This is a genomic window from Streptomyces sp. NPDC001137 (assembly GCF_040298885.1).
Taxonomy (GTDB): Bacteria; Actinomycetota; Actinomycetes; order Streptomycetales; family Streptomycetaceae; genus Streptomyces.
Map to the genome: position 1 here is coordinate 485,164 of NZ_JBEPBA010000005.1, position 14,804 is coordinate 499,967.

Here is a 14,804-nt window from a genome sequence, read left to right on the forward strand (position 1 = left end):
TCAGCGGGGGACCGACTTCATGGCGGTGGGAGCCGGCGGATCCGGGATGGTTTCCCGGCCGTCGGCTCCCCTCTGGGTCTCGTAAGGCCGTCACTTCTTCGCTACGAGGTCCTTGAGCGCGATGTTGAGTTCGAGGACGTTCACGCGAGGCTCGCCGATGAAGCCGAGGGTACGGCCGTCGGTGTGCTCGTCGACCAACTTCTGTACCTGGGCGACGGTCACGCCGTTCTTCTCGGCGATCCGGTGGACCTGGAGGTCGGCGTAGGCCGGGGAGATGTCCGGGTCCAAGCCGGAGCCGGAGGACGTGACCGCGTCGGCGGGCACCTCGGACGCCTTGACCGTGTAGCCGGCCACCGAGTTGTCCTTGATGACGGCGGCCTTGGCGTCCTCGACCTGCTTGATCAGGTCCTTGTTGTCGGCGGACAGGTTCGTGGCCCCGGACAGCAGCAGCTTGTACTGCGTGTTGACGCTGTTGGCACCGAGCCCGTTGGCCGGACGGCCCTGGAACCACTTGAGGTCCGGGTCCGGGGTCTGCTGGCCCTTCTTCAGCGGCAGGTTGTACGACTGCCCGATCAGCGAGGAGCCGACGACCTTGCCGCCCGACTTGATCTCGGAGCCGTTCGCCTTGTTGTGGAACAGCGCCTGGGCCACGCCCGTGACCACCAGCGGGTAGATGACGCCGGTGACGAGGGTCAGCACGAGCAGTGCCCGCAGGCCCGCCCCGAGCAACCGGGCTGTGTTGGTTACGGAGTTGTTCATGGCGATCAGCCGATCCCGGGGATGAGGGAGATGAGCAGGTCGATGAGCTTGATGCCGATGAACGGCGCGATCAGCCCGCCGATGCCGTAGATGGTCAGGTTGCGCCGCAGCATCTTGTCCGCGCTCACCGGCCGGTACTGCACGCCCTTCAGGGACAGCGGCACCAACGCGATGATGATCAGCGCGTTGAAGATCACCGCGGACAGGATCGCGGAGTCCGGCGAGGACAGGCCCATGATGTTGAGGTCGTTCAGGCCCGGGTAGACGGCCGCGAACAGCGCCGGGATGATCGCGAAGTACTTCGCGACGTCGTTGGCGATGGAGAACGTCGTCAACGCACCCCGTGTGATCAGCAGTTGCTTGCCGATCTCGACGATCTCGATCAGCTTGGTCGGGTTGGAGTCGAGGTCGACCATGTTGCCGGCCTCCTTGGCGGCCGACGTACCGGTGTTCATCGCCACACCGACATCCGCCTGGGCCAGCGCGGGCGCGTCGTTCGTACCGTCACCGGTCATCGCGACGAGCTTGCCGCCCGCCTGCTCCCGCTTGATGAGCGCCATCTTGTCCTCGGGAGTGGCCTCCGCTAGGAAGTCGTCGACGCCCGCCTCCTCGGCGATCGCCTTGGCCGTCAGCGGGTTGTCCCCCGTGATCATGACGGTCTTGATGCCCATCCGGCGCAGCTCGTCGAACCGCTCCCGCATGCCCTCCTTGACGACGTCCTTCAGGTAGATGACGCCCAGCACCCGTGCCCCGTCGGCATCTTCGACCGCCACCAGCAGCGGGGTGCCACCGGCCTCTGAGATCCGGTTGGAAACGGTGTCGGCGTCCTCGGCGACCGTGCCGCCCCGCTCCTGGACCCAGGCGATGACCGAACCCGCCGCACCCTTGCGGACCTTGCGGCCGTCGACGTCCACGCCGGACATGCGGGTCTGAGCGGTGAAGGCGATCCACTCGGCGCCCTCTAGTTCACCCTGGTGCCGCTCCCGCAGCCCGTACTTCTCCTTCGCCAGTACGACGATGGAGCGGCCCTCGGGCGTCTCGTCGGCCAGCGACGACAGCTGGGCGGCGTCCGCCACCTCTGCCTCCGTCGTCCCGCTGACCGGCACGAACTCGGCGGCCTGCCGGTTGCCGAGGGTAATGGTGCCGGTCTTGTCGAGCAGCAGGGTCGACACGTCACCGGCGGCCTCGACCGCCCTGCCGGACATGGCCAGGACGTTGCGCTGGACCAGGCGGTCCATGCCCGCGATACCGATCGCCGACAGCAGCGCACCGATCGTCGTCGGGATCAGGCATACCAGCAGCGCCACCAGCACGACCATCGTCAGATGCGTGCCCGCGTAGTCGGCGAACGGCGGCAGCGTGGCCACGGCCAGCAGGAAGACGATCGTCAAAGACGCCAGCAGGATGTTGAGAGCGATCTCGTTCGGCGTCTTCTGCCGGGCCGCCCCCTCCACCAGGTTGATCATCCGGTCGATGAAGGTCTCACCCGGCTTCGTCGTGATCTTGATGACGATCCGGTCGGACAGCACCTTCGTACCGCCCGTGACGGCCGAACGGTCACCGCCGGACTCGCGGATGACCGGCGCCGACTCACCGGTGATCGCCGACTCGTCGACGGACGCGACACCCTCGACGACGTCACCGTCACCGGGGATGATGTCGCCGGCCTCACAGACCACCAGGTCGCCGATCTTCAGCTCGGTGCCGGGCACCTGCTCCTCGGAGTCCCCCACGAGCCGCCGTGCCACGGTGTCGGTCTTGGCCTTGCGCAGCGTGTCGGCCTGCGCCTTGCCGCGGCCCTCGGCGACCGCCTCCGCCAGGTTGGCGAAGACCACCGTCAGCCACAGCCAGGCACTGATCGCCCAGCCGAACCAGTCGCCCGGGTCCTTGAAGGAGAAGACGGTGGTCAGGACGGAGCCGATCCACACCACGAACATCACGGGGGACTTGACCATCACCCGCGGGTCGAGTTTGCGGAAGGCGTCCGGCAGCGACTTGAGAAGCTGCTTCGGGTCGAAGAGGCCCGCGCCGACACGTCCTTCGGCGGGCTTGTGCCCGGTGGGTACGTCGCTGTGCGGCGCCCGGGTCGGGGTGGCTGTGGACATCGAGTCCTCTTGCTTCGTTACGTCGGTTGTCATGACGCCAGCCCCTCGGCCAGCGGACCCAGCGCCAGCGCCGGGAAGTAGGTCAGACCGGTGATGATGAGGATCGCGCCCACCAGCAGGCCGGTGAACAGAGGCTTTTCGGTCCTGAGCGTGCCTGCGGTCTCAGGGACGGGCTTCTGCTCGGCGAGCGAGCCGGCCAGCGCCAGCACGAACACCATCGGCAGGAAGCGGCCCAGCAGCATGGCGAGTCCGGTCATGGTGTTGAACCAGTCGGTGTTCGCGTTCAGGCCGGCGAAGGCCGAGCCGTTGTTGTTCGCGGCGGAGGTGAACGCGTACAGCACCTCGGAGAACCCGTGCGCACCCGAGTTCAGCATCGAGTGCGGCGGCGTCGGCAGCGCCATGGAGGCCGCCGTGAAGATCAGCACCAGCGCCGGCGTGATCAGGATGTAGCAGGCGGCCAGCTTGATCTCGCGGGTGCCGATCTTCTTGCCCAGGTACTCGGGCGTACGGCCGACCATCAGACCGGCGATGAACACCGCGATGACCGCCATGATCAGCATGCCGTAGAGGCCGGAGCCGGTGCCGCCGGGCGCGATCTCGCCCAACTGCATGCCCAGGATGGTGATGCCGCCGCCGAGGCCGGTGAAGGAGGAGTGGAAGGAGTCCACCGCACCGGTCGAGGTGAGCGTGGTCGACACCGCGAAGATCGACGAGCCGCCGATCCCGAAGCGGACCTCCTTGCCCTCGTATGCGCCACCCGCGGCCTGGAGCGCCGGTCCGTGGTGGGCGAACTCGGTCCACATCATCAGGGCGACGAAGCCCAGCCAGATGGTGAACATCGTGGCGAGGATGGCGTAGCCCTGCTTCACCGAGCCCACCATCACGCCGAAGGTGCGGGTCAGGGCGAACGGGATGACCAGCAGCAGGAAGATCTCGAAGAGGTTCGTGAACGGGCCGGGGTTCTCGAAGGGGTGGGCCGAGTTGGCGTTGAAGTAACCACCGCCGTTGGTGCCCACCTCCTTGATGGCCTCCTGGGAGGCGACCGCCCCGCCGTTCCACTGCTGGTGGCCGCCCATGAACTGGCCGACCTCGTGGATCCCGGAGAAGTTCTGGATGGCGCCGCAGGCGACCAGCACGATCGCGGCGACGACGGACAGCGGCAGCAGGATGCGTACGACGCCGCGCACCAAGTCGGCCCAGAAGTTGCCGAGCTCGCCCGTACGGGAGCGCGCAAACCCTCGCACGAGGGCCACTGCCACCGCGATGCCGACGGCCGCGGACACGAAGTTCTGCACGGCCAGACCGGCGGTCTGCACGACGTGCCCCATGGTCTGCTCGCCGTAGTACGACTGCCAGTTGGTGTTCGTCACGAACGAGACGGCCGTGTTGAACGATTGCGCCGGGTTGACCGAGGAGAAGCCGAGCGAGCCGGGCAGGATGCCCTGCAGGCGCTGGAGGAGGTAGAGGAAGAGGACGCCGACGGCCGAGAAGGCGAGGATCCCGCGCAGGTACGCGGGCCAGGTCATCTCGGTGTCCGGGTTGGCACCGATGCCCTTGTAGATCCACTTCTCGACGCGCAGGTGCTGCTTCGAGGAGTAGACCCGGGCCATGTAGTTGCCGAGGGGAATGTAGGCGAGGGCCAGCGCGCCGATCAGGGCGAGCAGCTGGAGGACGCCTGCAAGTACGGGACCCATGTCTTGGCTCAGAACCTCTCCGGGAAGATCAGGGCGAGGACGAGATAGCCCAGCAGGGCGACGGCCACGACGAGGCCGACGATGTTCTCGGCGGTCACAGCTTGGTCACCCCCTTGGCGACGAGGGCCACCAGCGCGAAACCCGCGATCGTGGCGAGGACGAAGGCCAGATCGGCCATCGCGAACTCCTGGAGTGAGGTTCGATGAACAGGGACGAGTAGAGGAAAGCGCCTCTTTGGCCGGATCGGGACGCCCGTTGACGGCTCTCTTACGGCGGCGCTGACGGCTTTGACGGGACTCTTACGCCCCGTGATCCATACCTGCGAGTAGGCGGCCGTCACGACCGGTGACCCGGCTCACAGCAGCCGGAAGCGGAGGCGGCAGATCACCGCGTCCGTCTCCTGCCGCACGGCGTGCGCGACGACCGCGCCCCGCTGGTTCTGCAGCAGCCGCTGCCAGAGCCGCTCCGGCTCCGTCTCCGGGATGAGCACCGTGACGCGCGTGCCCGGCTCGGCGGCCGACACGTCGCGGACGTAGGCGGCGATCGGACGGCCCAGGCTGCGCCGCTCGCAGGTCAGCCGGACGAGGGGGACGCCCGGGTCCCATGCGGCCCAGGCACGCTCCAAGGCGTGCAGGGCGGCCCGGTCCTCGGGGTCCGGGTAGCACACGCTCACCGCGCGCACCTCGTCACCGAGGGAGGCGGCGGCCGTCAGGGCCTCCGAGGTCAGCCTGGACAGGGTCGAGACGGGCACGATCACGAGCGAGCGCTCGCGGTGCGGGATTTCCGGTATGCGTCCGAGGCCGAGCCGTTCGCCGATCCGGCCGTAGGCGCGGTGCACGGTCTCGAAGGCGACCACGAGCAGAGGCAGGGCGATCACGATCAGCCAGGCGCCGTCCTCGAACTTCTCCAAGGTGACGACGACGGTCGCGACACCCGTGAGCAGCGCACCGAAGCCGTTGAGCAGCGCCTTGCCGCGCCAGCCCGTCCCCCGCTCCAGACGCCAGTGCCGGACCATGCCCACCTGGGCGATGGTGAAGCCGACGAAGACGCCGATCGCGAACAGCGGGACCAAGGTGTTGGTGTCGCCGCCGGAGAAGACCAGCAGGGTCGCCGAGACGAGCGCGAGCGCGAGGACGCCGTGCCGGTGGACCTGCCGGTCGGCCTTCAGGGCGAAGACGTGCGGCGCGTAGTTGTCACGGGCCAGCAGTTTCAGCAGCACCGGCAGCCCGCCGAAGGAGGTGTTCGCGGACAGCGCCAGCAGGATCATCGTCGCGAACTGGATGACGTAGAAGGCCCAGTTGTGGCCGAGCGAGGCGTCGGCGAGCTGGGCGAGGACGGTGACGCCCTCGACCGGCTGGAGGTGGAAGCGGCCGATGAGCACCGACAGGCCGATCAGCATCAGACCGAGGACGGCACCGAGGGCGACCTCCGCGCGCTGGGCCCGCTTGGCCCGCGGGACCCGGAAGGACGGGACGGCGTTCGCGATGGCCTCCACGCCCGTCAGTGCGGCACAGCCGGAAGCGAAGGCTTTCAGCAGAAGCAGGGCGCCGACGGTGGAAGCGTTGTCGGCGAGCACCGAGGCATGCCCGTCCGCGGTCACCGTGCTCACCGGGTGGGAGCGGAACAGCCCGACGGCGATGAGGACGAAGATCGAGCCGACGAAGACGACCGTCGGCACGATGAACGCCTTGGCCGACTCCACGATCCCGCGCAGGTTGACGGCGGTGATCAGGGCGAGCACCGCCAGGCACAGCCACAGCCGGTCGTCGAAGAGAGCTGGGAAGGCCGAGGTCAGGGCGGCCGCGCCGGCTGTGACGGCGACGGCGACGTTGAGGACGTAGTCCAGGACCAGGGAGGCAGCAGCCACCAGGCTCGTACGCGCGCCCAGATGCGTCTTCGCCACCGCGTACGAGCCGCCGCCGTCCGGGAACGCCGCGATCACCTGGCGGTACGAGGCGACCAGCACCGCCAGCAGACCCGCGATGGCCAGCGTGACCGGCATCGTGAAGCCCAGGCCATGGGCGCCCGCGGCCGCCAGGACGAGGACGATCGCCTCGGGGCCGTAGGCCACCGACGCCATCGCGTCCAGCGACAGGGCGGCCAGGCCCGTGACGGCGGTGAGCCGGTGGCGTTCACCGGTATCAGGCGGCTCCTCGCCGGCGGGGACGGCGTTCGGCTCGGTGGTCAGGACGGACATGGATGCGGGCTCCTTCTTGCCTCGGCCGCGCACGAGGGCTGGTGTGCGCGACTGCGTCCAGGTTCTGTCCGTTTCCGGTCACGTCCGACGGTTCCTTGCGGCTTCTTCGCGCCCAACCGGCCGACCTTGACGGAACATTGACGGGCGTGTGACGTGCACGACTTCCGGATGGCAGCGCCCTGACAGTCGCGTCGTGGTCGAGAAGTAGGGATTCCGCTGGATATCCGTCAGAGCCGCGTCAAGGTGTACCGATCGGATTCCCTGGCTCACTACCGTCGGCTCCATGGGACGCCGTGACGACGCGCGCGGAGGACCGCTCGACGCGCACACGGAGGAGCCCGATGGATCCGGTGTGGCGACGAACGACCTCGAGTGGATACAGGAGCTGTGGAGCGCCGTCCGCTGTGCGGGCATACTGCTCGCCCTCCTTCTCCTGGTCGACTGGGGTTCGGGGCGGTTCGCCATGTGGCGTGCCGCGTTGTGGCTCGCGCTCGCGGGGCTGCTGTTCGTTCTGCTGTATCCGGACCGGGTGTCCGCGGGCGCGAACTGGTTGGCCTCCCGCCGGTTGGTGCGTGAGCAGCGGGTGCGGACGGATCTGCTGGTGTCGGTCCGCTGCCTGGACGGCATCTCCCAACGGATCGTGCTGCGAGACGCGCTGGGGGGCCGCGTCGAGATCGACCCCGAGGTCCTGGTGCGCAATCCGCGGCTGTGGTCCCGTCTGAACGAGGGTGTACGGAAGGCCACAGCCGAAGGGATGCTGCTGTGCGGTGTGACCGTCCTGCGGCACATCTCCCGCCGCGTGGACCGCGAAACCGCCCGCGCCGTGTTCAAAGCCTCCGGCCTGGAGTGAGCGTCAGCCCCTACCCGCGGGGCCGGCTGTGTCCAGCGCCGAGCCCGTCTGGTCGGCCAGCGTCACCGCCACGAGCCGGGCCTGGAGCGGGGGTACCGGCCCCGGTCCGGGTGTCAGCATGAAGCGGCCGAGGTAGTGGCCGTTGCCGTAGGCCCGCAGTTCGATCTCGCCCTCGGGCCATCCGGCGGTGTCCACGTCCCACGAGCGCCTGCCCACCGTCACGCTGCCATCGCTCTGCAGGCGTGGCGGCTGTCCCAGCAGCGTGCCGTACTCGAAGCGGCACGCGCGCAGCCCGAGCAGGTCGGTGAGTTCCCGGCGGACGTGGTCGACCACGGTGTCCGCGGACTTGGCGGACTGCGCCAGGCCGGCCGTCCGGTGGATACGGGCGAGGTGGGCCGCGTCCGTGACTGTGACGACCTCCAAGTGACGTGCTCGGGCTGCCAGTTGGGACACGATCACGCCGACGGCCAACAGGAGCACCGCCGTCTCGATGTCGGCGGTCGCGGTGATGTCGAACGTCTCATACGGCCGGGTCAGGAAGAAGTCGAACCAGGCCGCCGCGGACAGCGCCGCGAGCACCCCGGCCGTACGGCTTCCCAGCGCGGCCACCGCGACGACCACCACGACGAGGACGAGTGCGGCGTTCGTGTGTGACAGGCCGGTACGGAACGGGACGAGTGCGAGGGCCACCAGGAAGGGGCCGAGGAGGCCCGCTGTCAGGGCGAACCGGTCCCGCAGCGGCCAGGTTCCGGGCGTTGTCCGGGTCCCGCCCTGATGCAGTTTCCACGCGCTGGTCACAGTGCTCATCACGCGCCTCCCACGTTCTGCTCCGTCGGTTCGGCATCGACGCTCTGCGCGGCGAGCGGCAGCGACACGACCATCGTGAGGCCGCCGCCGGGAGTGTCCTCGGGGGTGAGGGTGCCGTTCATGGCCTCGGTCAGGCCCCGGGCGAGCGCGAGTCCGAGGCCGAGGCCGGTGGTGTTGTCGGTGTCGCCAAGCCGTTGGAACGGTTCGAAGAGCCGTTCCCGGCCGTCGACGGGCAGGCCGGGCCCCCGGTCGACGACCCGCAGCTCCACCCGGCCTGCCAGGGCGCTGGCGGTGACCAGCACCTTCTTCCCATGTGGTGTGTGGCGGTCGGCGTTCCCGGCCAGGTTGGCGATCACCCGTTCCAGCAGCGGCGGGTCGGCGAGCACCTCCGGGATCTCTTCCATGTCCGCCACGTCCACGGCGGAGACGTCCGTCAGTGCCATGGGCAGGACCTCCTCCAGGGAGGTGGGGCGCAGGTTCAGCGTGAGGGCGCCCGCCTCCAGGCGGCTGAGGTCGAGGAGGTTCTCCACCAGGCGGTTGAGCTTGGCCATGGACTCGTCGGCGGTGGCGAGGAGTTCGTCCCGGTCCTCGGCGGAAAACTCGACGTCACGGCTGCGCAGCGAGGCGACCGCGGCCCAGCCCGCGGCGAGCGGGGTACGCAGGTCGTGGCCGACGGCCCGCAGCAGCGCCGTACGCAACCGGTCGGCGGCCTTCACCGGCTCGACCTCGGCGGCGGCTTCGGCGAGCCTGGCCCGCTCCACGGCGGAGCCGACGTGCGCGGCGAAGGCGGCCAGCACGCGCCGCTCGGACGACGACAGCGTGCGGCCGCGCAGGACGAGGTAGGCGCCGAGGCCCGCTGGAACGGCCGTCACTCCGGCCGCGTCGGGAGGCTCCTCCAGCAGGTCAGCCGACTCCATACCGAAGGTCTCGCGGGTCCGCTCCAGCAGGGCCGGAATCGTCGTCTCGCCCCGCACGATGCTGCCGGCCAGGGACGACATGGTCTCCGCTTCGGCCGTCGCGCGGGCGGAACGGCGCGACAGGCGCAGGGAGCGGTCCACGACCGCGGCCACGGTGGCCGCCACGACCGCGAAGACCGCCAGGGCCAGCAGGGCGTTCGGATCGTCCAGCGTGAACTGTCCGATGGGCGGGATGAACCAGTAGTTCAACAGCAGCGACGCCGTGATCGACGCGATCACCGCCGAGGCGACCCCGCCTATGCAGGCCACGCCCACCACGGCGAGCAGGAACAGCAGCGCCTCGCTGGTCAGGTTCAGCGTGCCCCGCAGCTGGGCGAGGACGGTCGTGAGGAGTACCGGCAGCACCAGCCCGGCCACCGGTCCGGCGATCAGCCGGGCCGTCGACAGCGTGCGCCGCCGCGACGGCAGCAGCGTGCCGCGTCCGGCCCGCTCATGGGTGACCCGGTGGACGTCGATGTCGCCGGACAGCTCGGTCACGGTCTCCCCCGTGCCGGGCCCGGTCAGGAACCGTGCCAGCCGGCCGCGACGGCTGGTGCCCAGCACCAGCTGGGTGGCGTTCTCGGCGCGGGCGAACTCCACCAGGGTCGTGGCGACGTCGTCGCCGACCACCGAGTGGTAGCTGCCGCCGAGGTCCTCCACCAGTCGGCGCTGTCGGGCGAGCGAGGCGTGCGAGACCCCGGCGGCCAGTCCGTCGCTGCGGGCCACATGCACGGCGAGCAGGTCGCCGCCCGCCGACCGGTCCGCGATACGGGCGGCCCGCCGGATGAGCGTGTCGCCTTCCGGACCGCCGGTGAGCGCGACGACCACCCGCTCGCGCGTCTCCCACACCCGGCCGATGCCGTGCTCGGCGCGGTAGCTGGTGAGCGCCTCGTCGACCCGGTCGGCCGTCCACAGCAGCGCCAGCTGGCGCAGCGCGGTCAGATTGCCGGGCCGGAAGTAGTTGGCGAGGGCCGCGTCGATCTTCTCCGGGGTGTAGATGTTGCCGTGCGCCATCCGGCGCCGCAGCCCCTCAGGCGGCATGTCCACCAGCTCGATCTGCCAGGCGCGCCGTACGACCTCGTCCGGAACCGTCTCATGCTGCGGCACCCCGGTGATCTTCTCGACCACATCGTTGAGGGATTCCAGGTGCTGGATGTTCAGCGCCGTGATGACATCGACGCCCGCGTCGAGCAGAGCCTCGATGTCCTGCCACCGCTTGGGGTTGCGGCCATCGCCGGGGACGTTGCTGTGCGCGAATTCGTCGACGATCACGACCTGCGGGCGGCGCGCGAGGACCGCGGCCAGGTCCATCTCCTCGAACCGTCCGCCGCGGTAGGTGCAGGACAGCCGGGGGACGGTTGCCAGTCCGTCGAGCATCGCCTCGGTGTGCGGGCGCCCGTGACACTCCGCGAATCCCACCACCACATCCGCCCCGCGCGCGGCGCGGCGGCGCCCCTCGTCGAGCATCCGGTAGGTCTTGCCGACCCCCGGAGCCGCCCCGAGGTACACCTTCAGTCGTCCGGGCCGTACGTCATTCATCGCCGCCGACGCACTCCACTCACTGATCCAACTCCCCTGTGCAGAAGGGTTCCTGCTCCAAAGGAAGCCCTTTCGCGGGACGGTCGGGGCGCTTGTTAGCGGTTCCTTGTCGCCGACCCCGGGGACCTTGACACTGTCTTGACGTGACCTGCGCCCGATAGAGTGAGTCCAGGTGTGCCGGGAAGTCTGGTCGGCCGGAAGCCACGGCGGTTTCCGTAAGCCCCAGGGGGACGGCATGCGCAGCGTCGGTACGGTTCTCGCCCTCGTGGTCCTCGCCACGCTGGTCGCCACCTTTGCGCGCCGGTGGCGCATCCCCGCTCCCTCCCTTCTCGTCGTCGCAGGTCTCGCCGTGGCCCTGCTCCCCGGCACCCCGCGAATCGAGATCAGTCCCGAGATCATCGGCCTGGTCGTGCTGCCGCCCCTGCTGTACGCGAGCGCGGAGGACATGTCCTGGCGGGAGCTGCGGGCGGTGTGGAAACCGGTCGGGATCCTCGCCATCGGCCTGGTGCTCGCCTCCGCGGCGGCCGTGGCGGCGGTGGCAGCACTGGTCACTCCCCTGTCCTGGCAGATGGCGTTCGTACTGGGCGCGATCCTGGCCAGCACCGACCCGGTGGCGGTCACCGCGCTCGGCCGACGGCTCTCCCTGCCGCCCAGGGTGCAGGTGCTGGTCCAGGCGGAGAGCCTGTTCAACGACGCGACCTCGCTGGTGCTGGTGCGGGTGGCGGCGGGCATCGCCGTGGCGTCGGCCGCCGCGAACTGGGGTGCGGCGGGCGGCGAGTTCCTGGTGCTCGCGGGTGGCGGCACGGTGATCGGAGCCGCGGTCGCCGGAGTGATCATGCTGATCCGGCGCCGTACCGAGGACCCGGTGCTGGAGACGGTGATCGCGCTGGTCACGCCGTACGCCGCCTACCTGCTCGCGGAGGTCGCGCACACCTCCGGGGTGACGTCCTGTGTGGTGGCCGGCGTGGTCCTGGGCGGTCGGGGCGAGAGGCTCACCAACGCCCGCATCCGCCTCCAGCTGCATGCCGTGTACGGCACAGTCGTCTTCCTTCTGGAGAGCGTGGTGTTCAGCCTCATAGGGCTGGCCCTCCCCGCCCAGGTGCAGGCGCTGGCCGACGGTGACCGGGCCTGGCCGCTGTACGCCCTAGCCGTCGCCGCCACGCTCGTCGCCGTCCGCATGCTGTGGCTGGCGCCCCTGTCGGCGGTCGTGCAGCGCAAGGGCGGACTGGGTCGGATGAACTGGCGGGTTCCGGTGGTGTTGACGTGGGCCGGCACCCGCGGCGTGATGCCGCTGGCCGCCGCCCTGTCCATCCCAGAGGTTATGAAGGACGGCACCCCGCTCGCCGACCGGCCGCTGGTCCTGGTCCTGACCACCTCGGTCGTGGTCGTCACCCTCGTTGTCCAGGGCTTCACCCTCGCCCCGGTCGTCCGGCGCTCCGGCATCGCGCTGGAGCCCGCGCACACCGCACGCGAGGAGGCCGAGGCCCGCTCGCGGCTGGCCCACGCGGGCCTGGCGCGCCTGGAGGAACTCGCGGAGCTGGAAGTCGTACCCGAGGTCGTCGTCGACCGCCTCCGCCGTGGTCTGACCGCCCGTGTGGACGACGCCCGCGACCGCCTTGCCGCGCACAACGGCGCCGACGGCGCGGCCACCGAGTCCGCCGACCGTGTCTACCGGCAGCTCCGCCGTGACCTGATCGCCGTGGAGACCACCGAACTGCAGCGGCTCTACGACGATCACGCCATCAGCGACACGACGCGGCGGCGGCTTCAGCGGGTACTGGATCTGGAGGAGGCCCGGCTCGCCGATGCCTAACGGAACTCGGCCAGCCGGGGGCGCAGTCCGAGCAAGGTCAGCAGGGCAGCCGCCGCCAGCAACCCGCCCGCCCACGGAAGCAGTCCGTCCACCTCCGACCGGCCGGCGTCGACGGACGACGTGAAGTGGGCGCGGTTGATGCCCGCCACCTTGTCCAGCGCGGCCATCCACGCCCCGAAGTGGGCGTTGGACGTGCCCGCCTCCCACCCCATGCAGAACTCCACCGCCTTCTGCTCCTTCCCGGCGGCCAGCAGCGCGCGGATCTTCCGGTCGTCGCGCTGGTAGACGGCATACGTCTGGACCGTCTTCTCCGCCGCGGCCCGCTCGCCGGGGAAGGTGATGTTGTCCAGCTCCCGCCGGAACTCTCCGGTGAAGCGCAGGTCGCGGTGGTCGGACTCGTATGCCTGCCAGGTCGTGGTCAGTTGGGAGTCGTACGTCGAGAGGGTCGCGCCCTTGATGCCGTACAGCTGCTGCGACTTGGTGAGGAAGGAGTCGGCGTACTGCCCGCGCCGCTGCGGGTCGAGCAGGTAGCGGCTCTCGTCGGCGTTGGCGTCGTAGGCGATGGCGCGGGCACGGGAGAGGGCGACGACGGAGTCGAAGGCATCGTGACGGGCCACGCGCAGGTGGGCGGTGGAGGAGGACAGGAGCTGCGTGCCGAGGACCACCGCGAGCAGTGTGCAGACGGTGGCCGCCAGCACTCCGGGGTTCAGGATGCGCCGGAAGCTGCGGGCGAGGTACCACTGCACAACGCCGAGCACGGCGAGCAGCAGTACGCCGAGGGCGAGGACGGCGGCAAGCTGGGTGTTCAGGGTGGAGCGTGCCGAGAAGTAAGCGGCGTCGAAGGCCGCGTTGTTCGAGGCCACCAACGTGCGTGCGGCAGGCAGGAGTTGGGTGCGCAGCAGGTCGGTCGCACGGCGGTAGTCGGCTAGGGCGGCCGTCCTGCCGCCGTGGTGGCCGTCGTTCTCCAGCGACCGGCCGATCAGCTCCTGGTACTCCGCGAAGCCGTCGGTCAGCGACTCGACCGTCTTCTCGTCGGTCCGGCTGCCCTGCGCGGCGACGGCGAGGGTGCGCAGGTCGTGCCCGATCTCGCGCCGGGCTTCGCCGTGGAAACCGGCCGCCTTCTCGTACGGCGTCTGCAGGCGTCCTCGTCCCGCGTCGCCGTTGGACAGCAGGAGGTTGGCGGCCTGGGCGTCCATGTCGTTCAGGGCCAGGTCGAGATCGGCCGCGCTGGTGGTGCGGGGCGCGTCGCGGTCGGCTGTGCTGCTCCAGGTGCCCAGAGTCGTGAGCCCGGCCACCAGCAGCAGCACGGCGAGGGCGCCGGTGAGCAGGACCGTGGCCGCGCGCAGAAGGCGCAGCCGCGCGGGCACGGAGGCCCAGTAGCGACGGCGCAGAGCGGCCCACGCGGCCTCGGCCTGCTGTCCTGGGCGGTGCCCCGGACCGCCCGTCCGCGACGCCCCTCGCCGCCGCGGTCCGGGGCTTCCCCCGGGCGGGGCGACCGCCGGCTGCACCTGCTGCGCGCCGGCCTGCGGCCGAGGTCTGTGCGATGTACCGGCCGTGATGGTCACGGTCCCTCCCACGTCATGCCACGGACGGTTGCCCGTCCCCCCGTTGCCGCTCAGTCTGCGACCGGATTCGGCCAGGGGCGGCTTGCGTTGACGCCCTTCTGACGGGGGGCCAGGCATGTTTGACGGGACCTTGACGGCGTGCGCGCCCGGCCCGTATGAATGCCGCAAATTCCGTGCTGAGCAGGGTGGTTCGACCGTCCGTCACGGATAGGTTCATGTAGTCCGCCGCCGAGGCCGTCGCGTCAACGGCCTCGCCGACTCCGGAGTCCCCAATCCGGACGCGGCTCGCGGCGGCCGGGTGCGTGCCCCGAAGGCAGGCACCAGCGTGTGACGTCCCGTCGTCTTCCCGCGCCGACGTCCGCGCACCACCCGTGGGGGGGGGGGGGGGCCCCCCCCCCCCCCCCCCCCCCCGGCCCCCCACAACCCCCCCCCCCCCCACCCCCACCCCCCCCCCCCGCCCCGGGCCCCCCAACCCCCCCCCCCACGGCGCCCCCCCCCCCCCAGCGGGGGCCCGCGCGC

11 protein-coding genes are annotated in these 14,804 nt (G+C 70.4%); 2 read left to right on the top strand and 9 right to left on the bottom strand.

Annotation, left to right across the window (positions count from 1 at the left end; all coding sequences use genetic code 11):
• Positions 1-90 precede the first annotated feature (90 nt).
• From ABT254_RS13425 to ABT254_RS13450, 6 genes are read right to left on the bottom strand one after another with little or no spacing between them, the layout of a single operon-like run.
• Positions 91-759 (bottom strand): potassium-transporting ATPase subunit C, encoded by a 669-nt coding sequence (locus ABT254_RS13425; protein ID WP_351468018.1) that lies wholly within the window; start codon positions 757-759, stop codon positions 91-93.
• 5 nt (positions 760-764) lie between these two features.
• Positions 765-2,897 (bottom strand): potassium-transporting ATPase subunit KdpB, encoded by a 2,133-nt coding sequence (gene kdpB / locus ABT254_RS13430; protein WP_351468021.1) that lies wholly within the window; start codon positions 2,895-2,897, stop codon positions 765-767.
• Positions 2,894-4,558 carry a potassium-transporting ATPase subunit KdpA gene (gene kdpA / locus ABT254_RS13435; protein ID WP_351468024.1) on the bottom strand — a complete coding sequence of 555 codons (1,665 nt, stop codon included), beginning with the start codon at positions 4,556-4,558 and terminating at the stop codon, positions 2,894-2,896. Before kdpA ends, kdpB begins: the two co-directional genes overlap by 4 nt.
• Before the next feature lie 8 nt (positions 4,559-4,566).
• Positions 4,567-4,656 carry a K(+)-transporting ATPase subunit F gene (gene kdpF / locus ABT254_RS13440; protein WP_016434100.1) on the bottom strand — a complete coding sequence of 30 codons (90 nt, stop codon included), beginning with the start codon at positions 4,654-4,656 and terminating at the stop codon, positions 4,567-4,569.
• Positions 4,653-4,898, bottom strand: a complete 246-nt coding sequence (locus ABT254_RS13445; RefSeq protein ID WP_351468027.1) for a hypothetical protein — start codon at positions 4,896-4,898, stop codon at positions 4,653-4,655. Before ABT254_RS13445 ends, kdpF begins: the two co-directional genes overlap by 4 nt.
• Before the next feature lie 15 nt (positions 4,899-4,913).
• Positions 4,914-6,755 (bottom strand): APC family permease, encoded by a 1,842-nt coding sequence (locus tag ABT254_RS13450; RefSeq protein ID WP_351468030.1) that lies wholly within the window; start codon positions 6,753-6,755, stop codon positions 4,914-4,916.
• Between the two features lie 283 nt (positions 6,756-7,038).
• On the opposite strand from ABT254_RS13450, the gene ABT254_RS13455 reads away from it, so the two are divergent.
• Positions 7,039-7,605: a hypothetical protein gene (locus ABT254_RS13455; RefSeq protein ID WP_351468033.1), complete on the top strand. Its 567-nt coding sequence runs from the start codon at positions 7,039-7,041 to the stop codon at positions 7,603-7,605.
• Between the two features lie 3 nt (positions 7,606-7,608).
• Here the strand turns inward: ABT254_RS13455 and ABT254_RS13460 are convergent, their stop codons facing one another.
• Together ABT254_RS13460 and ABT254_RS13465 are read right to left on the bottom strand one after the other, a co-directional pair.
• Positions 7,609-8,412 carry a DUF4118 domain-containing protein gene (locus ABT254_RS13460; protein WP_351468036.1) on the bottom strand — a complete coding sequence of 268 codons (804 nt, stop codon included), beginning with the start codon at positions 8,410-8,412 and terminating at the stop codon, positions 7,609-7,611.
• Complete coding sequence (locus ABT254_RS13465; protein ID WP_351468039.1) at positions 8,412-10,907, bottom strand: ATP-binding protein; 2,496 nt, start codon at positions 10,905-10,907, stop codon at positions 8,412-8,414. The genes ABT254_RS13460 and ABT254_RS13465 overlap by 1 nt, the downstream gene beginning before the upstream one ends.
• A gap of 235 nt (positions 10,908-11,142) precedes the next feature.
• Here ABT254_RS13465 and ABT254_RS13470 point away from each other — a divergent pair, with 235 nt between their 5' ends.
• Positions 11,143-12,720, top strand: a complete 1,578-nt coding sequence (locus ABT254_RS13470) for a Na+/H+ antiporter (RefSeq protein ID WP_351468042.1) — start codon at positions 11,143-11,145, stop codon at positions 12,718-12,720.
• Here the strand turns inward: ABT254_RS13470 and ABT254_RS13475 are convergent.
• Positions 12,717-14,087: a GlnX family signal transduction membrane protein gene (locus ABT254_RS13475; protein ID WP_351468045.1), complete on the bottom strand. Its 1,371-nt coding sequence runs from the start codon at positions 14,085-14,087 to the stop codon at positions 12,717-12,719. The genes ABT254_RS13470 and ABT254_RS13475 overlap by 4 nt on opposite strands.
• Positions 14,088-14,804: the final 717 nt, after the last annotated feature.